This window comes from Nonomuraea sp. NPDC051941 (assembly GCF_044593615.1).
Genome location: NZ_JBIUCF010000004.1, coordinates 42,060 through 69,001, shown reverse-complemented (window position 1 = coordinate 69,001; position 26,942 = coordinate 42,060). Strand labels below are relative to the sequence as shown.

Genomic DNA, 26,942 nt, shown 5'->3' with positions numbered 1-26,942 from the left:
TTGTGAGTGAGGCACTTTTAGGGGGCTCACATGCGTTCGTTGCCGGCCAAGCGCCGCTCGTTTCAGTTCTCCCACTGGTCGTTCATGTTCGCCGAGATCGCCGTCTGGTCGTTCGTCGTCCTGGCGGTGACCGGGGCGGTGCTGATGGTCTTCTACGACCCCGGCATGTCCCAGGTGACCTATGACGGCTCGTACGGCCCGCTGCGCGGACTCCTCGTCAGCAGGGCCTTCGACTCGACCATGCACCTGAGCCTGGAGGTGCGCGGCGGCCTGCTCATCCGCCAGGTCCACCACTGGGCGGCGCTCGTCTTCGTGGCGGCCGTCGCGGTGCAGCTGCTGCGCATGTTCCTCACCGGCGCGTTCCGCCGCCCGCGCACCGGGCAGTGGCTGATCTGGGTGACCCTGCTGGCGCTGGGCATGGCCGCGGGCGAGACCGGCAACGCCCTGCCCGACGACCTGCTGTCGGGCGGGAGCCTGTGGCTGATGAAGTCGGTCGTGCAGTCCATCCCCGTGGTGGGCACCTGGGCGCTGTCGCTGCTGTTCGGCCCGGACTTCCCCGGTGACAGGGTCATTCCGGTCATGTACGGGGGCCACCTGCTGGTCGCGGTGATCATGGCCGCGCTGCTGATCGCCCGTGAGCTGCTGGTACGGCGGCACGGCCACTCCCGGTTCGTCGCCTCGCTGCCGGCGCGGCGGAGCGTGCGCCCGACGATGGCGCTCGCGACGATCGGCATGCTGATCATCCTCGGGTTCGGGTTCCAGATCGCCCCCATATGGCTGTACGGCCCGGCGACGCCGACGCAGATCTCGGCGGGCTCGGTTCCCGACTGGTACATGGGGTTCCTCGACGGCGCTCTGCGGATCATGCCCGGGTGGGAGCTCACCGTCGGGGACTACACGCTCAGCCTCGCGGTCATCGTCCCCACGCTGGTGATCCCCGGGGTGTTCTTCACCGCCCTGGCCGCGTACCCGATGGCCGAGCGCTTCCTCGCCTCGCGACGGGGCCGCCGCGACGCGCTGGGCCGGCCCAAGACGACCGGCCGCATGGCCCGCGAGACGCTCGCGCACGACCTGCTCGATCGGCCCCGCGAGACGCCGGTGAAGACGGCCGTCGCGGTCGCCGGCGTCACGTTCTACGGCCTGCTGTGGGCGGCCGCGGCCAACGACCAGTTCGCCCACCAGTTCCAGCTCACGGTCGATGCCGTGACGATCTTCTTCAGGTACGCCGTGCTCATCGGCCCCGTCATCGCCTTCGTCATCACCCGGTGGATCTGCATGGCCCTCCAGCAGACGGATCGCGACGTGGCCGAGCACGGAGTGGAGACCGGGATCATCGTGCGGTCGCCGGACGGCGGATTCCACGAACGGCTGGCGCCGGCGCGGCGGGAGCCGGCGATCACCTCAGGGCGATGACAGGTACGCTCGCCCTGCCCACCGTCGCGGGCTTCTTCACCACACATCTCCGACCCGACACCGGCGAACAGGACATCGACGTGCGCGACACGCCCGCCCCGCGGCTTCCGAAACTGACCGAGGCCGAGCTGAGCGAGGAACAGCTGGCCCTCTACCGGCAGATCACCTCGGGTCCCCGCGCCGCAGGGCCCCAGCTCTTCGCGCTCCAGGACCAGGACGGGGCGCTGAACGGGCCCTTCGGCGTGATGCTGCACGCGCCCCTCCTCGGCGGCCCGCTCCAGGAGCTGGGCGCGGCGCTGCGCTACCGCACGCGGATGAGCGCCCGCACCCGCGAGATCGCGATTCTCGCCGTCGCCGCGGCGACCGGGAGCGACTTCGAGAGGTACGCCCACGAGCGGGTGGGCCGCGCGGCCGGGCTCACCGAAGAGGAGCTGTCCACGCTCGCCTCCGGCACCTTCACCTCCGCCGATCCCACCGAGGCGGCGGCCTACCGCCTGTGCCGGCGGCTGCAGGACGACCCGCGCCCGCTGGACGACGAGGAGTACGCGGCCGCGGCGGGGCCGCTCGGACGCGAGGGTGTCGTGGAGCTGGTCGTCCTCATCGGCTACTACCGCACCCTCGCGCAGCTGATGGACGTGTTCGCGATCGGCGCGCCTCTCTAGCCGGCTCGCGGGCCGTCAGGACGGGGACGGAAGCGCGTCCAGGTCGATCAGGTTGCGATCGGGGTCGGCGGCGTCGTACAGCACGCGAACGCGGGTCCGGCCCCGCAGGCGGGGACTCGGGTCGTCGCGGAGGTGGTCACTGGCCGCGGTGTACGTCCGGCCCGTCCGCTCGTCCTGCCACGTCGCATGGACGACGTACGGGTGCCGGTTGTTCACCCGCACGCTGAAGTCGCGTCCCACGTGCTCGATCTCCGCCCACACCTGCTGTCCCTGCTCCCGGAGCCAGGCACGCAGCCGGGCGATCCGCCGTCCCTTGACGAACAGGACCGTACCGATCGGGGTGAACACCACCCCCAGCCCGCCGACGATCAGCGGAGCGAGGAACGCCGACGAGAACGACGCGATCCGCGCGTCGGACGGATTGTCCGGGTCGTAGGCGACGGGCACGCTTTCGCCCTTCTGATGGGACGGCGGGTTGCTGCCGGTGGAGCTCTGGAACGCGTACCGCCTGCCGCCGACGGTGAACTCCACGGTCGGGTACCAGTACGTCGCGCGGCGGGTATGGCCGTCGGAGCTCCGGGTGGTGCTGGTCCGCGCGGTCAGCTCGACCACCGTGCCGTCGGTCCGCTCGGCCGAGGCCAGGAAGCCCGCCGTGGAGGCGGCGATCGCGATGCCGACGCAGAGCAGCACCAGCCCGATCAGACCGAAGATCCCGCCCACGATGGTGAAGAGCCGTCCGTTACGCATAGGACGAGTGTGCCCGATCGGCCCCGCGGGCCGCGGCGGTCCAGCCAGGGAACGGCTCGTCCAGGGCCTGGGTGATGGCGCAGTGACGGTGAGGTGACGGCCGGGTTATGGCCTGGGCCGACACTACCGGCAGAGGCTCTGCGGCTACAGGACGAGGAAGGCCGATGGCGACGAGATTCACCTATCCCGGTGTCTATCTTGAGGAGATCGAGAGCGCGGTCCGGCCGATCGTCGGCGTCGACACGTCCGTGGCGGCGTTCGTCGGCCTGGCGCTGGAGGGTCCGCGCACCCCGACGACGATCAACAGCTGGACCGAGTACGACAGCACCTTCGGCGGGCTGTGGACCGGCAGCGAGCTGAGCTACGCGGTCTACCAGTTCTTCCTCAACGGCGGCGCCAAGGCGATCGTCGTACGGGTCGGCGCCGACACCCAGTACGCCACCATCGACCTCGGTGACGGCGTCAAGCTGCGGGCCACGGCCCCGGGCACGGCGGGCAACACGCTGACGGCGACCGTCAAGCACGACCCCGCCGACAGCAAGCACTACACCCTGACGATCAAGGTCTCCGGCAAGGCGACCGAGACGTACGAGATCTCCATCGACGCGGCCCTGCGCGGCAGGTGGCTGGACCGGGCGCTGGAGACCTCCCGGCTGGTCGGGCCGGCCGACGGCAGCGCGGTCGACAGGCGGCCCCCCGAAGGGGACAAAACCACCACCCCGGCGGCCGACGTGACGCTCAGCGCCGCCGACGTGATCGGTGACCCGGTCCGGCGCACCGGCATGCAGGCCCTGCTCGACGTGCCGATCTTCAACCTGCTGGTGATCCCGCCGCAGCTCGCGCCCCCCGCGTCCGGGAGCCCCGACGACAGGGACTCGCGGTGGGCGCCGGTGATCGACGCGGCGGCCCGGCTGTGCGTGGACCGCAGGGCGATGCTGCTGCTCGATCCGCCCTTCTCCTGGACCAGCGTCGCCAACGCGACCTCGGGGGCGGGCGCGGGGCTGCCGGTCACCGGCGTCGCCGGGCGCAACGCCGCCGTCTTCTACCCGCGCCTCACGATCTCCGACCCGGCGGGCGGCCCCGACCTGACCGTGGGGCCCATCGGCACCGTGGCCGGGGTGTTCGCCCGCACCGACACCCTGCGCGGGGTGTGGAAGGCGCCGGCGGGGGTGGACGCGGCGCTGGCCGGCGTACGTTCGGCGACCGTGGCGCTGACCGACGCGGAGAACGGCGGCCTCAACCCGCTGGGCGTCAACTGCCTGCGCACCTTCCCCGTCTACTCGCACGTGCTGTGGGGGTCGCGGACCTGCCGGGGCAACGACGAGGTGGGCGACCCGTGGAAGTACGTCCCCGTCCGCAGGCTCGCCCTGTTCATCGAGGAGACGCTGTTCCGCGCCACCAAGTGGGTGGTGTTCGAGCCCAACGACGAGCCGCTGTGGGCCTCCATCCGGCTGAACGTCGGCGCCTTCATGGACGGCCTGTTCCGCCAGGGCGCCTTCCAGGGCAGGACGGCCCGGGAGGCGTACTTCGTCAAGTGCGACAGGGAGAACAACCCGCAGGCCGACATCGACGTCGGCGTCGTCAACGTGGACGTCGGCTTCCAGCCGCTGAAACCCGCCGAGTTCGTGCGCATCCGGATCCAGCAGAAGCGTCCCGACGCCTGACGATCGGCCACTCCCTAGGAGCGACATTGGTTCAGTTCTCCGTCAACACCACTCGCCTGGACCCGTACAAGAACTTCAAGTTCCGGGTGAAGTGGGACAACAAGTACGTCGCCGGGATCAGCAAGGTCAGTGCCCTGCGCCGGACCACGGAGGTGGTCGAGCACCGCGACGGCGGCGACCACTCCAGCTCGCGCAAGTCGCCGGGCCGCACCAAGTACGAGCCGATCACCCTGGAACGCGGGGTCACCCACGACCCCGAGTTCGAGCAGTGGGCCAACAAGGTGTGGAACTACGCCAACGCCCAGGCCGGCCCCGACCAGCGCGACCGCGAGGTGGCGCTGGCCTCCTTCAGGAAGGACCTCGTCATCGAGGTCTTCAACGAGGCGGGCCAGAAGGTGCTGGCGTACCAGGTCTTCCGCTGCTGGGTGTCAGAGTTCCAGGCGCTGCCCGACCTCGACGCCAACGCCAACGCCATCGCGATCCAGCACCTGAAGCTGGAGAACGAGGGATGGGTGCGCGACCTGAGCGTCACCGAGCCCACCGAGCAGGACTCCTGAGGGGCGGTCCTGGTGACAGTGGTGGCCGGTGCTGCTGAGCTGCTCGACGCGTGGGAGGCGGGCTGGGACCGCACGCCGCTGGAGCGGGGCCTCGCCCTGCTCGCGGCCGGTACGGGCCGCACCCCCGGCGAGCTGGCCCACCTGACCGTCGGGCAGCGCGACCGGGCTCTGTTCGAGCTGCGCGCCGCGCTATTCGGCTCCAGCCTGGACGGCGTGTCCACGTGCCCGGAGTGCGGCACGGACGTGGAGGTCTCCTTCGACCAGGAGCAACTGCTCGACCCGCCGTCCTCGGCACCGTGCCGGCTGCCCACCAGCGCCGACGTCGCCGCCGCGCTGTCCGAGCGCGACCCGTGCGAAGCCCTCGTCGGCCGCTGCTCCGAAGCGGAGGACATCGAGAAGACGGCCGCGGCCTGGGCCGCGGCCGACCCGTTGGTGGACGTCGAGCTGTGCCTGTCGTGCCCCGACTGCGGGCTGGAGTGGGCCGAGTCCTTCGACATCGTCAGCTACCTGTGGTCGGAGCTGGACGGCTGGTGCCGCAGGACCCTGCTGGAGGTGCACGACCTGGCCGCCGCCTACGGCTGGACCGAGCCGCAGGTCCTCGCGCTGAGCGCCTGGCGGCGGCAGTGCTACCTGGGGCTGGTGAGATCGTGAGCGGCCTGCTCCAGCGGCTGATCGCGCGCAGCCGCGAACCGGTGACCGGCATCCGCCCCCGCCCGGCCTCGCTGTACGAGGACCAGCCGCCGATGAGCCGCGTCCAGGACGAACCGCCCGCCTTCTCCGACGTGCCGGACCCCGCCCCTGCCACCCGGCCGCCCGCCGTCCCCGCGACGAGGCTCCGACGGCCCGCGGCGGAGGAGGCGGAGGCGTACGAGGAGCCCGAGATCGACATGGAACGGCCCCCGCGCGCCTCCGAGGAACCCGGCCGCGAGCGGACCCCGCCGGTGCCGTCCGTGACCAGGCCCGATGTGGTGGACTCGATCGCCGCGGCCCAGGCGCCGCGCGCCGGGCGCCGCACCCCCGCCACCCCGCCGCGGCCGCACGCCCCCGCTCATCAGCCGGACTCGCCACTCCCCGACATCGCCAAAGCCAGGCGCGCGGCGGGCGCCCCGCTGCTGCGGGTCGCCGCGGGCCCCGTGCTCGCCGCGGCGGCGCGGCCCTCGCCCGGCCAGGCGGCACAGGACGCCCCCGTGCCGTCGGTGGTCGAGATCTCGATCGGGCGGCTCGAGGTACGCGCCCCGCAGGCCCAGGCCGCCCCGCAGGCCAAGCCGCCGCGCAAGGACCACGCCTCGGTGCTCCAGGCGTACCTGCGCGGCCGGAGCAAGGGGGAGCTGGCATGAGCAACTCCCTCGCCATCGCCGCCGTGACCGCCGCGCTGCGCGCCAGGATCTTCAACCGGCTCGGCGGCCCGCAGGTGACCATCGTGCCGCCGGACCGCGCGCCCGACGAGGTCAACGGCGACCACGTGAACCTGTTCCTGTACCGCACCGACATGCACCCCTCCTTCCGCAACGCCGACCCGCCGGGCGCGCCGCCGGGGGAGTCGCCCAGGCCGCTGCTCCCGCTGGTCCTGCACTACCTGCTGGCCGCCTACAGCACCGACGAGGGCACCGCCCACGAGCTGCTCGGCGCCGCGATGCTGGCCCTGCACGACACCCCGATCCTGCCGGGGGAGGAGATCCGGGCCGCCACGGCGATCCCGCTGCCCGGCAGCGACCTGCACCTGCAGCTCGAGAACGTGAAGGTCAGCTTCGAGTCGCTGAGCCAGGACGACATCGCGAAGATGTGGACCGCATTCGCCACGCCGTACCGGGTCTCGGCGTCCTACCAGGTCTCGGCGGTGCTCATCGACAACCCCGCGCCCGGCGCCGCGCCGCTGCCCGTGCTCAAGCGCGGCCCCGACGGCAGGTCGCCGGTCGCCCACCCGGACGCCACCTCGCCTTTCCCGGAGCTCACCGGCATCCGGTACGGCGTGCCGGGGAGCCCGGTCGCGCTGCCCGGCGAGACCGTCACGATGAGCGTCCGCAACCTCCCCGCGGGCGCCCTCGTGGCCCACCTGCGTCATCTGCGGGTGCCGGTCACGGCCGAGGTCCACCTCCCGTCTCCGGGAACCGACGAGGTCGCCGTCGCGCTGCCCGCCACCGGGCTGCCCGCGGGACCGTGGGCGATCTCCCTGACGCCCGCGTCCGGCGAGGTGCCCACCAACGAGGTTCCCCTGGCCGTCGCACCCGAGATCATCGCCCTCGCCGCCACCCCGGCCGGCGGCACCCCGGCCAGGACCACGGTGACCGCTACCGTCGCCGATCCGGTGCTGGTCGGCCAGCAGGCGGCCGTCCTGGTGGGCGGTCTGCACCTGCCGGTGCCCCTGCTGACCGCCGGCACCGGAACGCTCTCGGTCGTCGCCGCGATCCCGCCCGGCACGTACAAGGTCCGCGTCCGCGTGGACGGTGTCGACACCGACATCGTCGACCGGGCCACGGGCGCCTTCAAGACCGGCCCCACGGCAGAGGTGGTGATCCCATGACCGACGCGCCCGCCTGGGAGCAGGCCAACGGCGCCTACCTGAAGGCGTCCCTCGACTGGCTGGCCGTCCGGCTCGCCGGCCTCACCCCGCAACCCCCGAGTCCCGCCCAGCGGTCTGAGCCGGAGCCGCTGGAGACGAGGAGGGGCTGGCGCAGGACCCGTGACCGCTCCGGCGAGGCCCCCCGCACCGGCGACACGCCAGAGGGGGAGACCGCGGCTCGATCGATGGCGGATGCTCCGCAAACCCCGGCGCAGGCGATGGCGGGCGCGCGGGAGGCGGCGGCTCGGGCGATGGCGGGCCTCGGGGCGCCCGCCCTGGTGCAGATCGCCGAGCGGCTGGGGCTGAGCGCCTTCGAACGGGACGTGCTGCTGCTGTGCGCCGCCCCCGCGATCGAGCCCGGCATCACCGCGCTGATCGCCGCGGCACAGGGGGAGCCGGCCCCCACCTTCGCCCTGGCGCTGCGCCTGTTCGACGACGCCCGCTGGGAGGTGCTCTCGCCCGAGCGGGGCCTGCGGTTCTGGCGGCTGGTGGAGCCCGTGGGCGCGGGTGCCCAGCCGCTGGCCGTCGTGCCGCTGCGGGCCGACGACCGGATCGTCGACCTGATCAGAGGGCTCAACCGGCTCGACGAGCGGCTGACGGGGCTGGTCGAGCACCGCCCCGACCCGGCGGCGGGCCTCGGGCTGCCCCGCTCGTCGCAGGCCGCGGCGGACGCCCTGGTCGGCGCGGCGCTGACCGACACGCCCGACGGCCGCTTCCCGGTGATCCAGCTGCTCGGCGGCGACGAGCCGAGCTGCGAGCTGGTCGCCGTACGGGCCATGGCGCTGCTCAACCGCGAGCTGTACCACCTGCCGGTCGGCGCGCTCGTGGCGGCGGGGGCGGACCAGGACCTGGTGGCCAGGCTGTGGCAGCGCGAAAGCCTGCTGCTGCCGATGGCGCTGCTGCTCGACGCCGTGGACGCCGACCTGGCCGACCCCGCCACCGCTGCGGCGCTGCGGCGCTTCCTGTCCCAGGTGGGCGGGCTCGTCCTGCTGGCCACGCGCGAGGTGTGGCCGGTCACCGACCGGGCCACGTCGGTGGTGGACGTCGGCCGGCCGACCCTCGCCGAGCAGGCCGAGCTGTGGGCGGCCGCGACGGGGCTGCCCCTGGAGGGGGCGCCGCGCACGCTGGCCGGCCAGTTCCGGCTGAGCGTGCCCGCCGTCCACCGCATCGCCACCGCCCTGCGGCCCGTGCTCGACGCCCCCGACGGGCGGGCGCGCCTGTGGGCGGCCTGCCGCAGCTCGGCCAGGCCGAGGCTGGAGGCCCTGGCCCAGCGCACGGTGCCGCAGGCCAGGTGGGAGGACCTGGTGCTGCCCGGCGAGCAGACGGACCTGCTGCGCGGGCTCGTCGCGCAGGTGCGGCACCGCGCCACGGTCATGTCCACCTGGGGGTACGGAGAGCGCCGGGCACGCGGCAACGGGGTCACCGCGCTGTTCAGCGGCCCCAGCGGGACGGGCAAGACGTTCGCGGCCGAGGTGCTCGCCCACGAGCTCGGCCAGGACCTCTACCGCGTCGACCTGTCGGCCGTGGTCAACAAGTACATCGGCGAGACCGAGAAGAACCTGCGCAGGGTCTTCGACGCGGCGGAGGACGGCGGCGCGCTGCTGCTGTTCGACGAGGCCGACGCGCTGTTCGGGCGCCGCAGCGAGGTGCGTGACAGCCACGACCGCTACGCCAACATCGAGGTCAGCTACCTGCTCCAGCGGATGGAGGCCTACGAGGGGGTGGCGGTGCTGGCCACCAACCTGCGTGCCGCGCTGGACCCGGCCTTCCTGCGGCGGCTGCGGTTCGTCGTCGACTTCCCGATGCCGGGACGGGAGGAGCGCAGACGGCTGTGGTCGGCGGCCTTTCCCGCGGGTGTGCCGCTCGGCGGCCTCGACCTCGACGCGCTGGTGGACCTGCCGGTCACGGGGGCCGCCGTACAGGCGATCGCGCTGGGCGCCGCGTTCCTCGCCGCGGACGCCGGCGAGCCCGTCGACACCGCGACGGTGCTCACGGCGGCGCGGGCGGAGTTCCGGAAACTGGGCCTGCCGCTGACGGTCCCGCACCCCGAGCGGGTGGGCCGGTGACGCGCATCGTGCTGCACATCGACAGGGTCGTGCTGGACTCGGCGGGCCTCTCCCGGCAGGAGCTCATCGACGCTCTGACCGAGGCCGTACGGCGGGATCTGGCGGGCGGGCCCACTCGACAGGCCGCCCGGCGGCGGTTGAGCGTGGACGCCGCCGACGGCTCCACGCCGGGGCTGGCACAGGCCGTCGTCGGCGGGATCCAGGGACTGGCGGGAGGCGGGCAGTGGTGAGCGCGCAGTTCGCGCCGGGGACGCCCGTGGTGCCGAGGGGCGGGCTCGTCCTGCTCGACCCCGCCAACGGTACGGTGCTCAGGGTCATCACCCTGCAGTACAACCCGGACACCATCACCCGCACGCTCCAGCCCCAGGGCGTGGGCGCCGAACCCGGCGACCGCAGCGAGGCGCTGCGGCTGCGCGGGCCCGCGCACGAGACCATCAAGCTCGAAGCGGAGCTCGACGCGACGACGCAGCTCGAAGACCCCTTCGCGCCGGGCAACGACGCCGTCGCCGCGTACGGCCTGCTGCCCGTCCTGGCCACGCTGGACCTGCTGGTGAACCCGACGGCCGACGCCCTGATCGCGCAGGACGAGGCGGCCCGCAAGGGCGCCTTCGAGATCGTTCCCGTCGAGTCGCCGCTGACGGTCTTCGTGTGGAGCCGCGAGCGCGTGGTGCCGGTCCGGCTCACCGAGTTCACCGTCACGGAGGAGGCGTTCGACTCCAACCTCAACCCGATCAGGGCCAAGGTGTCGCTGTCGATGCGCATCCTCACCGTCGACGACCTGGGGTTCACCCACCGGGGGAGCGGCCTGTTCATCGGCCACCAGCGGCGCCGCGAGCAGCTCGCCGCGCTGCACCCGTCCGACCAGCTGCGCACTCTCGGCCTCGACGGCCCGCCAGGAGGCACCTGATGTTCACCGCGACCAGTCGCTACCAGGGGATCGAGATCGCCACCCACCGGCCGGAGGGCGGGGAGCCGATCCCGTACGTGCGCCGCAGGTTCCTGCCGGACCGGCGCACGCTCACCGTGATCGCCGTGCACGTGGTGCGCGACGGCGACCGCCTGGACCGGATCGCCGCGCTGCACCTCGACGACCCCGAGCGCTTCTGGCAGATCGCGGACGCCAACCCGGTGCTCGACCCCGCCGACCTCACCGCGCGCCCGGGACGGCGGCTCGACGTCGCGCTGCCCACCGCGACCATCGGGAGCCCGCATGGCTTCTGAGCTGCTGCTGTCGCTCAGGCTCGGCGCGGTGCGAGCCGAGCGGGTGCCGCGCGAGGTCGTGGACGCGCTGCTGTCGGTGCAGGTGAGCGAGGGCGTGGGCCAGCCGGGCGGGTTCCGGCTGTCCTTCGGCATGGGCAAGCGGTCGCTCCTGTTCCGCGAGCTACTGCCCTCGGGGGCGCTCGACCCGCCGGCCAGGGCGCAGATCGTCGTGACGATCAGGGGCCAGGCCACCGTGCTGATGGACGGCGTCGTCACCCGGCATGAGGTGACGCCGTCCGCCGAGCCCGGCCAGGCGCGGCTCACGCTCACCGGCGAGGACGTCTCCCGGATGATGGACATCGTCGACTTCACTGGCGTGCCGTACATAGGGCTGCCGCCGGAGGTGCGGGTTGCCCTGATCTGCGCCAAATACCCGATGTATGGGCTCGTCCCGAAGATCGTGCCGAGCGTCAAGCTGATCACCCCGAACCCGATGGAGTCGATCCCCGCGCAGCAGGGCACCGACCTGGCCTACGTCAAGGCGCTCGCGGCGCAGGTCGGCTACCAGTTCTACGTCGAGCCGGGGCCGGACCCCGGGGTCAACTACGCGTACTGGGGGCCGCTGGTCAAGGCCGGGCCGCCACAACCCACCCTGTGGGCCAACGCCGACGCGACCACCAACGTCGAGACGCTGACGTTCACCTTCGACGGGTTCTCCGCGACGCAGTACGTGGCGCTGGTCCAGGAGCCGGTCACCAAGTTCCCCATTCCCGTCCCGATCCCGGACATCACCCCGGTCAACCCGCCGATGGGCGCCCGCAGGCCGCTGCCGCTGAAGGCGTCGGTGGTCAGGGGCCTGGCCAAGCTGTCCCCCCTGGAGGCGGGGTTGGTCGCGCTGGCCAGGGCCGCCGACAGCTACGAGGTGATCAGCGGGCAGGGCAAGCTGGACGTGCTGCGCTACGGCCAGCCGCTGCGCGCCCGCCGTCCCGTCACGGTGCGCGGCGCGAGCCTCGGCTACGACGGCACGTACTTCGTCAAGAGCGTCACCCACGACATCACGCGCGGCGGCTACACCCAGCAGTTCACCCTGACCCGCAACGCGTTCCTGCCCCTCTCCTAAGGACCTGCCATGAACATGGACGAGCTCGGCTATGTCGAGTCTCCCGGCTTCTTCGGCCCCGCAGAGCGCGAGGACGCCGAGCCGCCGGGCACCAGACGTTTCTACGGCAAGTACCGGGGCTCGGTGCTGAACAACATCGACCCTCTCGGCAAGGGACGGCTGCTGGTCAGCGTGCCCGACGTGCTCGGCGTGCTGCCGTCGACGTGGGCGATGCCGTGCGTGCCGCTGGCCGGCCTGCAGATGGGCTTCTTCGCCGTGCCGCCGCCCGGTGCCGGGGTCTGGGTGGAGTTCGAGCAGGGCAGCCCCGACAGCCCCATCTGGGTGGGTTTCTTCTGGGGGAGCCGGGAAGAGGCGCCCGCCACCGCCAAGCTGCTGCCCCCGGCGGCGCCCGCGCTCCTCATCGAGACCATCGGCAAGAGCAAGATCGCCCTGTCCGACACGCCGGTGGCCCCGATGAAGGGCAGCGGTGTGCTGCTGCAGTCCCAGTCGGCGGCCATCACGGTCGACACCTCGGGCGTGACCATCACCGCGCCGGCCATCAACCTCGTCGGGCTCGTCAACATCAACAACGGCGCGCTCGTCGTGAAGCCGGCCTGAGAGGGGTGCCGACGATGCCGGGTTTCCTCCTGACCGTCGCCTCGCAGGTGACCTGCCTGCACCAGGGCAAGGCCACGATCGTCCCCGGCCAGACCGTGGTGCTGGCCGGGGGCGCGCCGGTGGTGACCGTCGGCGACGTGGTCGCGGTGGCGGGCTGCTCGCTGTCGGGCTCGACCCCGCCGAGCCCCTGCGTCACCGTCGACTTCGCGCTGGCCGCCTCCACCCGGGTCTTCGTGCTCGGCAAGCCGGTCGTCCTGGAGCCCGCGGGGCCCGGCGCCGGTGTCAGCCAGTCGGCGGCCAAGGCCCCCCAGGGCACGCCGGTCATCACCTCGACGCAGCTCAGGGCGGCGGGATCATGAGCACTCACCTCGACTTTCCCTTCCACGTCGACGCGCACGGCAGGTCGGCCACCACCACGGACGAGGACCACGTGCGCGACATGGTCGAGCAGCTGCTGTTCACGATCCCGGGGGAGCGGGTCAACCGGCCCGACTTCGGCACCGGCGTCCTGCGGCTGGTCTTCGCCCCCAACAGCCCCGAACTGGCCGGGGCCGTCGAGTACACCCTCCAGGCCGCCCTGCAGCAGTGGTTGCCCGACGACCTGCGGGTCGAGCGCGTGGACGTGCGGGCCGAGGAGGGGGCACTGCTGGTGTCGGTGGCGTACGTGCTGCTGCTGACCGGGGAGCTCAACTCGGTCACCGTCGAACGGAGGACCGGGCCATGACGGCCGACGAGGGCTGCCCGCCCCGCGCGCGGCGGGAACGGGACCGCGCCTGCGGATGGGGCGGCATCGCGGGCGTGCAGGTCGACAACGAGGCGCGCACGCTGCGGCTGCTGCTGTTCGGCAAGGCTCCCGAGCCCGTGCCGGAGGCGGACGACGTCGCCATCACCGGTCCTGGGCGCGTGGTGCGGGCCGTCCACGTCGAGGTGGTCGCCGCGCGGGCCGGTCGCTACGACGAGCTGGTCGTGCACCTCGACCGGCTCGGGGACCGCTCGCCGTACGAGGTGGAGCTGGCCTGCGCGCAGGACCTCGACCCCCGGTACGCCCGCGCCGCCTTCACTTTCACCGGCGACTGCGGCGAGGAGAGCGACTGCGGCGCGACGGCGCCCTGCCCGCCGGGCGAGGAGGACCGGGCGGTCATCGACTACCTGGCCAAGGACTACGCGAGCTTCCGGCGGCTCATCCTGGACCGGCTCGCGCTGACTTCCCCCGCCTGGACCGACCGGCAGATCCCCGACCTGGGCGTCACGCTGGTCGAGCTGCTCGCCTACGTCGGCGACCAGCTCTCCTATCGCCAGGACGCGGTGGCCACCGAGGCGTACCTGGGCACGGCCCGGCTGCGCACGTCGGTGCGGCGGCACCTGCGGCTGGTCGACTACCGGATGCACGACGGCTGCAACGCGCGCGCCTGGGTGCACCTGGAGGTCGAGGAGCCGGGGGTCCTGTACGCGGGCGGCTACCGGTTCGTGACGGCGGTCCCGGCGCTCGGCGGCCGCCCGATGGTCTCGGAGGGCGAGCTGCGCCGTCTGGCGCCCGGCGGCGGCTACCAGGTGTACGAACCCGTGCTGGAGCACGACGTGGCCGTCAGCCCCGCCCGTAACCGCATCCGGCTGTGGACCTGGGGCGGCGAGGAGTGCTGCCTGCCGCGCGGCGCGACCGCCGCGACGCTGGTGGACGGCTGGTGCGACGAGGAGCGGTCCGAGCGGCTGCTCGGCCTGTGCCCCGGCGACGTGGTGATCTTCGAGGAGGTACGCGGCCCGCTGACCGGGGTGCCGGGCGACGCGGACGTCACCCACCGCCAGGCCGTACGGCTGACCGAGGTCGAGGAGCTCGACGACCCGGTCTACGACCAGCCGTTGCTCCGGGTGAGCTGGGCGTGCGCCGACGCCCTGACGTTCGACCTGTGCCTGGCCGCCATCGGCGGCGAGGAGTGCTGCCTGTTCGAGGACGTGAGCGTGGCCAGGGCGAACGTGGTCCTCGTCGACCACGGCGCCACAGTGACCGGCACGCTGACCGTGCCCGACGGGGAGCCCGGTCCCGTGCGGTGCGAGGGGCTCGGCCGCCCGGAGCGCGACCCCGTACGGGTGCGCTTCGAGCCCGTGCTGCCGCACGCGCCCCTCACCCGCCGGGCGCCCTACCCCGCTCCCGAGATCGTCGCGGCGGGCCAGGCCCTGACGCTGGCCCGCATCCCCACCGGCACCGCGCCCCGGCCCCGCCCGCTCGGCAGGCTGGCCAGGCTGACCGCCCAGGCCCGCCTCGGCCTGCCGCTGGACGCCGCCGACGCGGCCGAGGTGGCCGCCACCTGGGGCGCCGGCGCGGGGCTCGATCCCGCCGAGCCGGTCGCCGCGGGTCCCGCCGCCGCCGCGCTCACCCAGGACCCGCGTACGGCGCCGGCCCAGCTGTGGCTCACCTCCGACTGCGAGACGTGGACGGTGCGGGCCGACCTGATCGGCAGCGGCCCCGAGGACCGGCACGTCGTCGTCGAGGTGGACGACGAGGGCAACTCGCACCTGCGCTTCGGCGACGGAAAGTACGGCCGCGGGGTCCGCCCCGGCCAGCGGTTCGAGCTGCGCCTGCGGGTCGGCAACGGGACGGCCGGCAACGTCGGCCCCGAGGCGGTGGCCCACCTGGTGGCCTCGTGCCCCATCGCGGTGCCCGTGACCGGCGTACGCAACCCGCTGCCCGCCACGGGCGGCATCGACCCCGAACCGGTCGCCGAAGCCCGCCTGCTCGGCCCCACCGCCTACCGGCACCGCCTGATACGGGCGGTCACCGCCGAGGACTACGCCACGATCGCCGCCGCCCAGCCCGGAGTCCAGAGCGCGGCCACCGACCTGGCCTGGACCGGCGGCTGGTACGAGGCCGACGTGGCGATCGACCCCCTGCGCGGCGGCTGCGGCGAGGAGTTCCCTCTGGAAGCGGTGCGGACCCGGCTGGAGCAGGTCCGGCGGATCGGGCACGACCTGCGGGCCGACCCGCCCCGGCTGGTCGCGGTCGACCTCGGGCTACGCGTCTGCCTGGCGGCGAACGCGCCCCGCTCGGCCGTCACCGTCGCGCTGCGGGCCCGGCTCGGCGACGCGCCGGGCGGCATGTTCGACCCCGACCGCCTCACCTTCGGCACCGGCCTGTACGTGAGCCGGATCCTGGCCGAGGCCATGGCCGTGCCGGGAGTGGTGTCGGCGAGCGTCGTCCGGCTGGCCCGCACGGTCTCCACCGGGCCGCCCGTGCCTCCCGGCGGCGCGCTCGCGTTCGGCCCGCTGGAGATCCCCTCGGCCGGGACGTTGACGCTGGATCTCGTGGGAGGGCGGTGAGCCGGTATGAGCTGCGGTGAAGCGGCGGGATGTTGCGGGCGGTGCGCTTCGGGGACACCGCTGCCGCCCGGAAAGGTGACGGCCAACCCGCCGGGGCGGTCGAGCCTGAGCGTCCGCGTGGGCACCCGGGCGGCGTTCCTGGCCAGGATGATCGGGAGGCTGGCCTCCTCCGACCATCCCGAGCTGGCCAGCCTCACCGCGCGCGCCCCCGACGACCCCGCGCTGGCGCTGCTGGACGCGTGGGCCTGCGTCGGCGACGTGCTGACCTTCTACCAGGAACGCATCGCCGACGAGGGCTACCTCGCGACGGCCAAGGAGCGGCGCTCGCTGGTGGAGCTGGCCGCGCTCGTCGGCTACCGGCCCCGGCCGGGGCTGGCGGCGAGTGCCTGGCTGGCCTACACCCTCGACCCCGACCCCGCCGACCCGCTCGTGCGCGTGCCCGCGGGCGCCAGGGTGCAGAGCGTGCCCGACCCCGGCGCCAAGCCGCAGATCTTCGAGACGGCTGAGGAGCTGGTGGCCCGCTCGTCGTGGGGCGCGCTGCCGCCCAGGCTGCGCCGCCCGACGCGGCTGACCCGCTGCCGCGTGGCCTCCCTGCGGGTGGTGCACGTCGAAGGGATCGCGACCGGGCTCGCGCCCAACGACCGCCTGCTCTTCCACTTCACCGACGGATCGCCCCTGCTGAGGATCGTCGAGTCGGCGGAGACCGACCTGGACGCGCAGGTGACCGCCGCCAGGCTCCAGCTGTCCCCGGCCGGGGTGGCCGAGGACGGCGACGAGGAGGCGGAGTTCGTCCGGCTGGAGGTCCTGCGGGCCAAGGCGGCCACGTTCGGCTCCGCCGCCCCGCTCCCGCCCGCGACATCCGGCGGGGTGATCGGCGAGGTCGCCGCGGACGACCCCGACTGGGAGCTCGACGAGAGCCTGTACGACTCCGACGCGGGCGCGCGCACGTTGCTCCCGCTCGACGCCGACTACCCGCGCATCCTCCCGGGCAGCTGGATCGTGGTGGTCTCCGGCGACGGCCTCGTGAACGTCAACCTCGTGAAAGAGGTGCGTACGCTGGGCCTGGCCCGCTACGGCATCTCCGGCAGGGTGACCGCGCTCGTGCTGGTGGCGCCCTGGTTCCCCGAGGAGCACGGCGACGCCGGGCGCTCCCTGTCCGAGCTGCGCGGCTACACCTTCTACGTCCAGGCCGAGCCTCTCGCCCTGGCCGACGAGCCCATCACGGGGCCCGTCGAGGGCGGCTCGATCGACCTCGGAGTGGTGATCGAGGACCTGCCGACCGGCCGCACGATCGTCGTGTCCGGGATGCCGCAGGACGCGGGCCCGCTCACCCCGCCGAGCGGCGAGGTCGCGCGGGTCATCGGCACCCGGCGGGTCTCCTCGTCGGGGAGCGTGCCGGACCACACCGTGCTGGACCTCGCGGCCCCGCTGCGCGGCAGCTACCGCCGCTCCACCGTCACCGTCTGGGCCAACGTCGTACGCGCCACGAACGGCGAGACGAAGCTCGAACCCGCGGCGGGCAGCGGCGACGCCGGCGCGGCCGGCCAGCGCTTCACCCTGGGCCAGCAGCCGCTGACGTACATCGCCACCCCCGACGCCGACGGTGCCGAGGCGGAGCTGATCGTCAGGGTCGGCGGGATCGCCTGGCACGAGGTCCCCGAGCTGGCCTGGGCGGGGCCTTCCGAGCGGGCCTACCAGCTGAGCGTGGACGCCGCGGGCGGCGCGACCGTCGAGTTCGGCGACGGCAGGCGCGGATCGCGGCTGCCCACCGGCACCGGCAATGTGGCCTTCACCTACCGCGTGGGCATCGGCAGGGCGGGCAACGTACGCGCCGGGCAGCTCAGCCAGCTGCAGACCAAACCGCTGGGCGTCAGCGCGGTGACCAACCCGCTGCGCGCGAGCGGCGGCACCGACCACGACGCGGACCCGGCGCTGCGCGGCCGGGCGCCGCTGCCCACGCTGGCCATGGACCGGCTGGTGGGCCTGCGCGACTACGCGGACTTCACCCTGGCCCGCGCGGGTGTCGGCAAGGCCGCGGCGGCCCGCCTGAGCGCGGGCGGCAGGGAACTGGTCCACGTGACGGTGGCGGGCGTGGACGACGCGCCGATCGAGCCGGACTCCGACCTGCTGCGCGGCCTGCTCGCGGCCTGCCGCCGCTACGGCGACCCCGGCGTGCCGGTCGCCGCGGCGCCGCGCACGCTGTGGAACATCGTCCTGGAGGCGAACGTGTGGATCGACGCCGACCGCGCCCCCGACCTGGTCGGCCCGCAGGCCCGCGCGGCCCTGGAGGCGGCGTTCGGGTTCGACGCGCGCGCTCTCGGGCGCAGCCTGTACCTGTCCGAGGTCGTCGCGGAGCTCCAGCGCGTGCCCGGCGTCGCGTTCGCCGACGTCGTGCGGCTGGGCGCAACCCTCGGCACGAGCGCCCCCGAGGCCGCCGCGGTCACCGGCGTGGCCGAACGGATACCCGCCAGACCGGCCAGGACCCGGGCCGACGGCGTCCACATCGACCCCGCCGAGCTCGTCCTGATCACACCTGGCCTGGACGGGTTCGTCGTCCTGCACGTGGAGGTGGCCCGATGACCCGAGACGAGCTGGCCGCGCTGCTGCCCGCCATCCACCGCAGCAGGGACGAGGAGCGGGGCCACCCGCTGCGGGCGCTGCTGCGGGTCATCGAGGAGCAGGTACACGTCATCGAGGACGACCTCGACACCTGGTACGCCAACTGGTTCGTCGAGACCTGTGACGAGTGGATCGTGCCGTACATCGCGGCCCTGGTCGGCATCGACAGGGAGGGCGTCTCCCGCGCCGAGGTGGCGGACGCGGTGGCCGTACGCCGCCGCAAGGGCACTGCCGCCGCGCTGGAACAGCTCGCCTTCGACGTCGCCGGCCGGCCCGCGCGGGCGGTGGAGACGTACCGGATGCTGGTGCGCGACCAGCACCTCCGGCACCTGCGGCCGGACCGGCCGGCCACCTTCGACGTGCGCGACCTCGTCGCCTGCGAGCGCGTCGGCGGCCCCTTCGACACCGCCTCCAGGCTGCCCGACGTGCGCCGGATCAACAGCGAGCTGACCCGGGGCCTGCCCAACATCCCCAGCCTGGCGCTGTACGTGTGGTGGCTGCTGTCCTTCCCCGTCACCCGGGCCCCGGCGTTCTGCGTCGACCAGCGCTACAGCCGCTACCTGGTCAACGTGCTGGGCATCGACACCCAGCTGTTCGCCCCGCAGGGGACGGGGCCGAAGGCCGCCCACCTGTCGGGACCCGCCGACCTGCCGCAGCCGATCGGCCGCGAGGAGTTCGCCGCGGCCGTGACCGAGTACTACGGCCCGGGCCGCGCCCTGCGGATCTGGTGCGACAGCCTGGACAACCCCGTCCCCGCGAACCGGATCGTCGGCGCCGACCTGAGCGACTGGCGCTACCGGCCCCAGCCGGGCCAGGTGGTCGTGGACCCGGTGCTGGGCAGGATCGCCTTCCCGCCGGACGAGGCGCCGGAGGAGGGGGTGTGGGTGAGCTGGTGCTACGGCTTCAGCGAGCGCATGGGCGGCGGCGCCTACGCCAGGGCGACCGCTCCCGTCGGCGAGCGCCGCCGGTATGTCGTCGGCGGTGACGGGTTCGGCTCGATCACCGCGGCGCTCCGGCAGTGGCAGGAGGACAAGGAGGCCGACCCGTCGCTGCAGGACGCGCTCGTGGAGATCGTCGACTCGGCCGACTACACCGAGGCGCTCTGCGTCGAGCTGGACCTGGACGACCGGCTGGAGCTGCGGGCGGCGCCGTACCAGCGGCCGGTCATCAGGCTGCTCAACCAGCGGGCCAACAGGTTCGACGCGCTCTCGGTGCGCGCCCGCTCCAAGACCCCGCCGCCGGGCGGCGCCGCCGACTGCCCGCCGCCCTCCGCGCGCCGCCCCCGCCTGCTCCTCGACGGGCTCGTGATCTCGGGCCGCAGCGTCGACATCACGGGGCAGGTGGGCGAGGTGACGATCAGGCACTGCACCCTCGTGCCCGGCTGGGAGCTGGACGACCGGTGCGAGCCCCGCCACGGCGAGGAGCCGTCGATCGAGCTGCGCCGCACCACCGCCCGCCTGCGCGTCGAACGGTCGATCGTCGGCACGATCCTCGTCGACCAGGACGAGACCGCGGGGGAGCCGCTCATCGTCGAGGCGTACGACTCGATCATCGATGCGACCGGCCGCGAACTCGCCGCCGTGACGGGCGTGGACGCCAGGAACGCCTACGCAGACCTGACCCTGCGCCGCTGCACCGTGCTCGGTCAGGTGCGCGTCTACCTGCTCAGGCTCGCCGAGGACAGCATCGTGACCGGCTGCGTGCACGTGGCCAGGCGCGACGCCGGCTGCGCGCGCTACTCCTACGTCTCCTACGCCTGCCACGGCGGCCCGCCCCGCTACCGGTGCCCGCCCGATGCGGACAACCGGCTGCGGCCCAGGTTCACCAGCGTCAGGTACGGCACGCCCGGCTACTGCCGGCTGCACGAGACCTGTGCCGACGCCATCCGCACAGGAGCGGAGGACGGCGCCGAGATGGGCGCCTTCCACGACCTGTTCGAGGCGCGCAGACTCGCCAACCTCGTCGACCACCTGGACGGGTTCGTCCCCCTCGGTGTCGATGCAGCCGTCATCAACGCCACCTAGGGAGACCGCTGTGCACGGAGACTTCTCCAACATCACCTTCTCGCCGGAGCGCGGCTACTCCGCGGTCTTCGACCTGCAGGGCAGGGTCGGCCTGGACGCCAACCGCAACGAGCAGACCGCGCTCCTGCTGCACCAGCTGCGCGGCGCGCTGGCCGACCTGATGGGCCCCCACGCCGGGCCGGCGGGCCCCGGGCTGGGCTTCGCCATCGGCGACCCGGCCGTGGCGGACTTCACCATCGGGGCGGGCCACTATTACGTGAACGGCATCGGCGTCGAGAACCCGGCCGAGACCACCTACGCCAAGCAGCCGCACGCCGTGCTGGACGTCGCGGGCGCCGACCGGCTGCCCAAGGGCAGGTACCTGGTCTACCTGAAGGTCTGGGAGCGGCACGTCACCGAGGTGGAGGACCCCACGCTGCACGAGCCCGCGCTCGGCCCGCACCACCCCGACACCAGCAGCCGCGCGCAGGTCGTCTGGCAGGTGCGCGCCGTGCCCGTGCCGACCGGCGACGTGTCGGTGGAGACCTGGGTCGCCGACTGGATCGCCGCCGCCGAGTCGGCGGAGCACCGGGGAGTGCTCCAGGTACGGGCCACGCGCCCGCACGAGGCCGACGACGACCCGTGCACCGCGCCGTCCGACGCGGGGTACACCGGCGAGAACCAGCTCTACCGGGTGGAGATCCGCAGCGGCGGCACCGCCCGGGAGGGGGCGAGCTTCGCCTGGTCGCGGGACAACGGCTCGGTGATCTATCCGATCCTGGCCAGCGACGGGCCCGTGGTCCAGGTGAGCAGCCTGGGCCGCGACCGGCACACCGCGCTGGAGGTCGGCCAGTGGGTGGAGGCCGTGGACGACGCCGTCTCGCTGCGCCGCGAGCTGGGCTGGCCGCGTCCGGCCGCGCCGCTGCGGCAGGTGGTCGACGTGGACGTGGACCTGTCGACCGTGACCTTGGACGCGCCGCCGCCCGCGATCGACCGGCGCCGCCACCCGTACCTTCGGCGCTGGGACCACACGCCGCCCGGCAAGTCCCCCGACGGGGCCGTTCCGGTGACCGAGGCGCAGGCGGCCAGGAAGGATACGGGGTGGATCCCGCTGGAGCGGGGCGTCGAGGTGCGCTTCCTCACCGGCGAGCGCGGCAACCCGCACCGCTACCGTACGGGCGACTACTGGGTCTTCCCCGCGCGCCGCACGCTGGGTGACGTCATCTGGCACCACCCCCAGGGCCGCGGCCCGCACGGCGTGGCCTACCACTACGCGCCGCTGGCCGTCGTCGAGGGCGACGCGGTCACCGGTTGGCGGACGTCGTTCGCGCTGCCGCTCACGCACGGACTGTGACCATGGCGGCCGGCGACCGACGTGCCGAACCCGCGCGGGCCTCGGCGCCCGTCCCCGCCGCGGCCCGCAGGGAGCTGGCGCGCAGGGGCGAGCCGCTGGACCGGGTGACGCGTACGGCCATGGAGCAGCGGTTCGGGCAGGACCTCAGCCAGGTCAGGGTGCACTCCGACGGCTCGGCCGGGAGATCGGCGCGCGAGCTGGGCGCCCGCGCGTACACGGTCGGCGAGCGGATCGTCTTCGGCCCCGGCAGGTTCGCGCCGCACACCCCCGACGGCAGGCACCTGCTCGCCCACGAGCTGGCCCACGTCATCCAGCAGCGCGGCGGCGCGGGCCCGCGGCCGACCCGCCACGCCGGGCTCGAGGCCGCGGCCCACGCGGCGGCCGACGCGGTGGCGCACGAGAGCGGGCCAGAGAGCGGCCACGTGGCCGTCGGCGGCAGCGCGTCGGTTGGGCTGGCCATGGCGGAGGAGACGGGCGGCCCCGCGAGCCCGGAGGACGTGGAGGCGCTCGCCCGGCTGTCGGAGTTCCAGGACGCCGCCGACCTGCGGGCTTTGGAGCTGATGGGTCATGTCGTCCGGAAGGAGGTCGCTCAGCGGCAGGCGGCCCGGGAGGCGAAGATCGCCCAGGCGGCGAAGGAGGGCAAGACACTGCCACCCGACAAGCGCACCCCTGAGGAGCGCCATAAGGCGGATGAGGGCCTCGCCCGGGGTAACGTCACCGTCGGCGTCGCCTATGGCGTGGACGAGGAAGGCAACCTGCACCAGCTCGTCACCACCTCCAACGGCAGCCGCCGCAAGTTCGTGGACGACGAACTGAAGCCGGAGGAGACGTGGGCCACGGCCGTGCGCCAACCGAAACAGAAGGCGGCAGCTCCCGCTCTCAAAGTCGTACCGGCTGACCCTGCCGCACCGGCTCCGGCCGCCAAGCCCGCCCCTTCGCCGGCTCCCGGCCCGGTGCCCACACCCGGGTCGGCGCTCGCGCTCGCTCATGACCCCGAGCCCGAGTCCGAGCCGGCACCTCAGTCGGGAGTGGTGCCGAAGTCGGAACCGGTGCCTCTGTCGGGAGTGGTGCCGAAGACCGATCCGGTGTCCCCGCCGGGACCGCATCTCGCCGGCCGGCATGAGGGCGAGGCCGCCGAAGGGGAGACGTCGGAGTCGGACGAGCCGAAGCGCAAGCGTACTGCGGAGCAGGCGCGCAAGGACGCTGAGGCGAGGCTGATCGCCTACGCGGCCAAGCACGGGATCAAGCTGGTCGCGGTCGGCGCCAGCTCGAACATCTGCCCGCACTGCGCGGCCAAGCTGGGGGCGGCCGGAGCCACCGGGGCCAGCCCCCGGGCCAAGGATCCGGAGCGCGAGCACGTCCCCGCCAACATCTCCCCGGCGCTGGAGGCCATCAAGAAGCTCCCGCGCAAGCTGCCGAGGCCCGAACCGGTCGTCGAGCAGCGCCGCCCGGCGCGCCCGGAGACGGCCAAGCCGCAGCCGGACCCGCCTCCGAAGCCGCGGCGGCGCAGGATCGTGACCCTCCCGGTCCCGGCCGATGCGGACGACGGGATCCTCCAGCAGGCCCAGGCCCAGCCGAAGGCGCCCAAGGCCAAGCCGAAACCGGAAGCTCCTCAGCAGGCCCCCAAACCGGCCAAGTCCCCGGCACCCACTACGGCACCGAAAGCTCCCACTACCCCCGTGCCGACCCCGCCCCCTGGTACGGCGCCGAAAGCGTCCGCGGCCCCGGCGCCCGGGGTCCAGGCTCCCTCCAAGGGGGCCCCCGAGGCCACGTCCAAGAGCACGACAGGGACGACGGTGGCACGGAACGAGGGCAGCCTGACCCTCACTCGGAGCAAGGACACCAGCACGGGGACGTTCGACGAGGAGGGCAGGCTCCAGCAGGGGACCCGGACCGGCCGCCAGGCGAGCGCCGGCGTCGTCGCCGGTCCCGAGGGGTTCGGCGGGCAGGGGGCCGCGAGCGCCCAGCGGACCACCGCGTACGGCAACGGCTTCACCACCACCAGGTCCGTCGCCGGCAACGCCCGCGTGGTGGTGAAGGCCACGCGGGTGGAGGCGACGGAGCCGCCGGCGTACCAGCTCATGGTGACCGTGACGATCGGCGCGACCGGCACGGTGGGCGGCGGGGTGGGCGGCGGGGCGGGACGGAAGGGCACGGCGAGCGCGTCGCTGTCGGTCACGGGGTCGGTGACCGGGACGTTCGTCCACCGGTTCAGCGAGGCGGAGACCAAGCGCTACCTCGGGGACCTGGCCCGCGACGGGTCGGGCGGCGCGGAGCAGGAGCTGCGGATCGTCAACCTCGTCGCGCGCGGCAGCGTCGACGACGCGCGGCAGTTGCTGACCACCCTGGCGGCTCCGCTGTCGGCCGCCGAGGCGGCCAAGCTCGGCGAGGGCGACCAGGCGAGCCTGGAGGCCAGGAAGGGCGTCGGCGGCTCGCTCGGCGTGACCGGCGCGGGCAGATCGCCGGTCGGCGCCGAGGTCTCCTACAGCAGGAGCAGGTCGCTCAAGCGCACGGTGGCGCGCAGGGGCGGGGCCGTGCTCGTCACGGTCGAGGTGGTGTCGGAGACCGCGAAGTCCATCGGCGCGTCCGGCTCGTCGGGAGCCGTGAGCGCCGGCCTCAGCTACGGCAGGACGACGTCGGAGGCCAGGGCGGTCACCTTCCGCCTGAACCCCGGCGACCCGGACTACCAGACCAGGTTCGACCGGATCCTCGCGGTCGACGGCGCGGCCGAACTGACCGCCCTGGCCGCCGCCGACCCCACCCGGGTGGCCGGTACGGAGTCCGGCACCGGCTGGTCGACCACGCTGACCCCCAAGGTCGGCGTCGGGGGGCTGGAGGCGTTGATCTCGACCACCCATTCCTTCGCGGAGAAGACGGTCGTCGACGAGACGGGCACGCACAAGCTGTTCTCCGGGGCGACGGGTGGCGCGCTCACGGCCGGAGCGGCGTCGGGCCCGCAGCTCGAGTACCGGACCGAGCAGGCCGTCACCGCCGCCGTCGGTCCCGGCAACAAGGCCACGGGTGACGTCAGCACCACGACCTCGGAGACCGACCTGGGGGCCTCGGCCCGCGCGCTGGCCTCCGCCGCCGACCAGTCGCCCGTCGCCAGTTCGCTCAAACTGGCCACCGGCGGCAGCAAGCTGCTGCAGTCGCGCACCGAGGTGATCGGGATGAAGCTGTCGGACGACGACTTCGCGACCATCGCGTCGATCTCCCGGGAACCCGGCAGGTGGAACCACGCCTTCCGCGGCCGGATCGCGAGCTTCCAGGACTGGCAGCGCCTCGGCCGCAGGATCGCCGCCGGCGGCGGGGACAGGGAGGCGATGAGCCGCGCGCTCGCCGAGTACGCGAGCCACAACGACGGCGCGTCCGACGCCGTGCAGGCGGTGGTCCGGCCGCAGGGCCAGGCCGAGGGCGGCGTGCGCTACGACTGGCCGGCCGAGCTGGCCAAGGAGCGGGAGGCGTTCGAGACGATCGTGGTGGGTGACCGGGTCGCCCAGCTCAAGGCCCGCGCCGCGGCCGGGGCCTTCGAGGAGGCCCAGGCGGGCCTGAAGGCCGACAACCTCAGGCTCGACAAGGCCGCCAGAGCCATCACGGCCGCCTCCGAGCAGTTCACCGACGTGGCGGCGGTGGCCGAGATGTTGCGCAGGATCGGCGACAGGCAGACGGAGATCCGCGGCGAGCTGCGCAAGCTCAAAGCGGCACTGGCGCCCGCGTCCGCGCCCGCGCAGAAGGAGACGGTGGGGCCTCCGCCCGCGCCCGCTCCTGACGCCGAAGCGGTGGAGGAGCGCAACGCCAAGCTCCGGAGCCTGATCCCCGCCATGATGACGCTGCGCGACCAGGAGAGGGCGGTCTTCGCCGAGGTGCGCAAGGAGCTCGAGCATCCGCCGTGGTACCGGGGCCCGGACGTCATCTCCGTCATCCAGGCGCTCAACAAGCTCAAGCCGGTCTACACGCAGTGGGACCCGCTGGTCGACAGGCTTCGCGAGGTCTTCCGCGAACGCGGCGAGGACGGGTCGCGCGCCGACGCCTACGCCCCCGACCGCAAGACCTACGAGACGCTGCGCCGCCACCCGGAACTGACCAAATACGGCTGAGCCACGTGCTTTTCGATATCGCTTGGAATAAACGGCGAATGGGATTTTCGGCAGTTTCAACGGATTTTATCGGTTGCCTGAATGGAGCTCAAAAGCCCAGCTCATGACCGCCTGGCTCACGAAAAGTTACGCCCTATTGACAGATCATCTGTGGACGGCATAAAACCCAGGGGGATCTGTTCGTGCAGAGGAGGGGCGCCCGATGGACAGCACTTCTGCTGTCGCGGCGTACGATGCACGGCCGGAGGGGTCGGTGAGCCTGCGTCTGCTGGGCACCTTCGAGGTGTCGGCATGCGCTGAAACGGGCGGTGCACGGTGGGGCGAGCTCCCGCACAGCGCTCGGCGGCTGGTCGCCTTTCTCGGCCTGCACGGCACCGCGACCCGTGACTTCGCCGCAGGCAGCCTGTGGCCCGACTCCAGCGAGGCCCGCGCGCAGGCCGACCTCCGCACCACCCTCTGGCGGGCCGGCCGGGCCTGCCCGGGGCTGATCGTCACGGGCGGCCCGGCCATGCGGCTGGACCCTCGGGTCTCGGTCGACGTCGACGAGCTGCAGGCGCTGAGCCAGCGGCTGCACGTGCGGCGACCGGCGCAGGCCGAGGACGACGGCTCGTGGGTGCCGCCGCGCGGCGTGCTGCTGCCCGGCTGGTACGACGAGTGGGTCGTCGCCGTCCGCGAGCGCGTCCGTCAGCTCCAGTTGCACACCCTGGAGGCCATGGCCGAACGGCAGCTCGCCCAGGGTGCCTACGGTCGCGCACTGGACCTCGCGCTGGCCGCCGTCGAGTACGAGCCGCTGCGCGAGAGCTCCCAGCGCCTGGTCGTCCGCATCCACCTCGCCGAGGGCAACCTGGTGGAGGCGGTGCGCGCCGTGCGCGCGTTCACGGAGCTGCTGTGGCGGGAGATCAAGGTCCGGCCCAGCCCCGAGTTCACGGGCCTGGTCGAGCTTCCGGCGCCGAGCTGACCGCGCTCAGGCG

Annotated in this window: 22 protein-coding genes; 21 read left to right on the top strand and 1 reads right to left on the bottom strand. The window is 73.6% G+C overall.

Features of this window, described 5'->3' with window-relative positions; genetic code table 11:
* The first annotated feature begins 30 nt into the window (after positions 1 to 30).
* Positions 31 to 1,413 carry a cytochrome bc complex cytochrome b subunit gene (locus ACIHFD_RS09500; RefSeq protein WP_397366343.1) on the top strand — a complete coding sequence of 461 codons (1,383 nt, stop codon included), beginning with the start codon at positions 31 to 33 and terminating at the stop codon, positions 1,411 to 1,413.
* Complete coding sequence (locus ACIHFD_RS09495; protein ID WP_397366342.1) at positions 1,410 to 2,075, top strand: carboxymuconolactone decarboxylase family protein; 666 nt, start codon at positions 1,410 to 1,412, stop codon at positions 2,073 to 2,075. The genes ACIHFD_RS09500 and ACIHFD_RS09495 overlap by 4 nt, the downstream gene beginning before the upstream one ends.
* 15 nt (positions 2,076 to 2,090) lie before the next feature.
* Here ACIHFD_RS09495 and ACIHFD_RS09490 read toward each other — a convergent pair whose 3' ends face one another.
* Positions 2,091 to 2,822: a DUF3592 domain-containing protein gene (locus ACIHFD_RS09490; RefSeq protein WP_397366340.1), complete on the bottom strand. Its 732-nt coding sequence runs from the start codon at positions 2,820 to 2,822 to the stop codon at positions 2,091 to 2,093.
* Between the two features lie 164 nt (positions 2,823 to 2,986).
* Here ACIHFD_RS09490 and ACIHFD_RS09485 point away from each other — a divergent pair, with 164 nt between their 5' ends.
* The 19 genes from ACIHFD_RS09485 (at position 2,987) to ACIHFD_RS09395 (ending at position 26,929) form a co-directional block, all read left to right on the top strand.
* Positions 2,987 to 4,486, top strand: coding sequence for a phage tail sheath family protein (locus ACIHFD_RS09485; protein WP_397366339.1), 1,500 nt, complete (start codon positions 2,987 to 2,989; stop codon positions 4,484 to 4,486).
* Positions 4,487 to 4,512: 26 nt separating this feature from the next.
* Entirely contained in the window at positions 4,513 to 5,043 is a 531-nt protein-coding gene (locus ACIHFD_RS09480; RefSeq protein ID WP_192784721.1) for a phage tail protein, read from the top strand.
* A 12-nt stretch (positions 5,044 to 5,055) separates the two neighbouring features.
* Positions 5,056 to 5,694, top strand: coding sequence for a hypothetical protein (locus ACIHFD_RS09475; protein ID WP_397366338.1), 639 nt, complete (start codon positions 5,056 to 5,058; stop codon positions 5,692 to 5,694).
* Complete coding sequence (locus ACIHFD_RS09470; RefSeq protein ID WP_397366337.1) at positions 5,691 to 6,380, top strand: hypothetical protein; 690 nt, start codon at positions 5,691 to 5,693, stop codon at positions 6,378 to 6,380. Before ACIHFD_RS09475 ends, ACIHFD_RS09470 begins: the two co-directional genes overlap by 4 nt.
* Positions 6,377 to 7,564: a DUF4255 domain-containing protein gene (locus ACIHFD_RS09465; protein WP_397366336.1), complete on the top strand. Its 1,188-nt coding sequence runs from the start codon at positions 6,377 to 6,379 to the stop codon at positions 7,562 to 7,564. The genes ACIHFD_RS09470 and ACIHFD_RS09465 overlap by 4 nt, the downstream gene beginning before the upstream one ends.
* Positions 7,561 to 9,669 carry an ATP-binding protein gene (locus ACIHFD_RS09460; RefSeq protein WP_397366335.1) on the top strand — a complete coding sequence of 703 codons (2,109 nt, stop codon included), beginning with the start codon at positions 7,561 to 7,563 and terminating at the stop codon, positions 9,667 to 9,669. Before ACIHFD_RS09465 ends, ACIHFD_RS09460 begins: the two co-directional genes overlap by 4 nt.
* Positions 9,666 to 9,899 carry a hypothetical protein gene (locus tag ACIHFD_RS09455; RefSeq protein ID WP_397366334.1) on the top strand — a complete coding sequence of 78 codons (234 nt, stop codon included), beginning with the start codon at positions 9,666 to 9,668 and terminating at the stop codon, positions 9,897 to 9,899. The genes ACIHFD_RS09460 and ACIHFD_RS09455 overlap by 4 nt, the downstream gene beginning before the upstream one ends.
* Entirely contained in the window at positions 9,896 to 10,576 is a 681-nt protein-coding gene (locus ACIHFD_RS09450) for a hypothetical protein (RefSeq protein ID WP_397366333.1), read from the top strand. Before ACIHFD_RS09455 ends, ACIHFD_RS09450 begins: the two co-directional genes overlap by 4 nt.
* Positions 10,576 to 10,890, top strand: a complete 315-nt coding sequence (locus ACIHFD_RS09445) for a LysM domain-containing protein (protein WP_350727530.1) — start codon at positions 10,576 to 10,578, stop codon at positions 10,888 to 10,890. Before ACIHFD_RS09450 ends, ACIHFD_RS09445 begins: the two co-directional genes overlap by 1 nt.
* The gene (locus ACIHFD_RS09440) at positions 10,880 to 11,989 is read left to right on the top strand and encodes a hypothetical protein (RefSeq protein WP_397366332.1); all 1,110 of its coding nucleotides are present in this window, start codon (positions 10,880 to 10,882) and stop codon (positions 11,987 to 11,989) included. Before ACIHFD_RS09445 ends, ACIHFD_RS09440 begins: the two co-directional genes overlap by 11 nt.
* A gap of 9 nt (positions 11,990 to 11,998) precedes the next feature.
* Positions 11,999 to 12,586, top strand: coding sequence for a phage baseplate assembly protein V (locus ACIHFD_RS09435; RefSeq protein WP_350727532.1), 588 nt, complete (start codon positions 11,999 to 12,001; stop codon positions 12,584 to 12,586).
* A gap of 14 nt (positions 12,587 to 12,600) precedes the next feature.
* On the top strand, positions 12,601 to 12,945 hold the full coding sequence (locus ACIHFD_RS09430; RefSeq protein ID WP_397366331.1) for a hypothetical protein: 345 nt from the start codon (positions 12,601 to 12,603) through the stop codon (positions 12,943 to 12,945).
* Positions 12,942 to 13,310 carry a GPW/gp25 family protein gene (locus ACIHFD_RS09425; protein ID WP_357745506.1) on the top strand — a complete coding sequence of 123 codons (369 nt, stop codon included), beginning with the start codon at positions 12,942 to 12,944 and terminating at the stop codon, positions 13,308 to 13,310. Before ACIHFD_RS09430 ends, ACIHFD_RS09425 begins: the two co-directional genes overlap by 4 nt.
* Complete coding sequence (locus tag ACIHFD_RS09420) at positions 13,307 to 15,898, top strand: putative baseplate assembly protein (protein ID WP_397366330.1); 2,592 nt, start codon at positions 13,307 to 13,309, stop codon at positions 15,896 to 15,898. Before ACIHFD_RS09425 ends, ACIHFD_RS09420 begins: the two co-directional genes overlap by 4 nt.
* A 75-nt stretch (positions 15,899 to 15,973) precedes the next feature.
* Entirely contained in the window at positions 15,974 to 18,478 is a 2,505-nt protein-coding gene (locus ACIHFD_RS09415; RefSeq protein ID WP_397366329.1) for a putative baseplate assembly protein, read from the top strand.
* Positions 18,475 to 20,541: a phage tail protein gene (locus ACIHFD_RS09410; RefSeq protein ID WP_397366328.1), complete on the top strand. Its 2,067-nt coding sequence runs from the start codon at positions 18,475 to 18,477 to the stop codon at positions 20,539 to 20,541. Before ACIHFD_RS09415 ends, ACIHFD_RS09410 begins: the two co-directional genes overlap by 4 nt.
* A gap of 10 nt (positions 20,542 to 20,551) precedes the next feature.
* Positions 20,552 to 21,874 (top strand): DUF6519 domain-containing protein, encoded by a 1,323-nt coding sequence (locus ACIHFD_RS09405; protein ID WP_397366327.1) that lies wholly within the window; start codon positions 20,552 to 20,554, stop codon positions 21,872 to 21,874.
* Between the two features lie 2 nt (positions 21,875 to 21,876).
* Positions 21,877 to 25,971 (top strand): DUF4157 domain-containing protein, encoded by a 4,095-nt coding sequence (locus ACIHFD_RS09400; RefSeq protein ID WP_397366326.1) that lies wholly within the window; start codon positions 21,877 to 21,879, stop codon positions 25,969 to 25,971.
* A gap of 253 nt (positions 25,972 to 26,224) precedes the next feature.
* Entirely contained in the window at positions 26,225 to 26,929 is a 705-nt protein-coding gene (locus tag ACIHFD_RS09395) for a BTAD domain-containing putative transcriptional regulator (RefSeq protein ID WP_397366325.1), read from the top strand.
* The last annotated feature ends 13 nt before the right edge of the window (positions 26,930 to 26,942 follow it).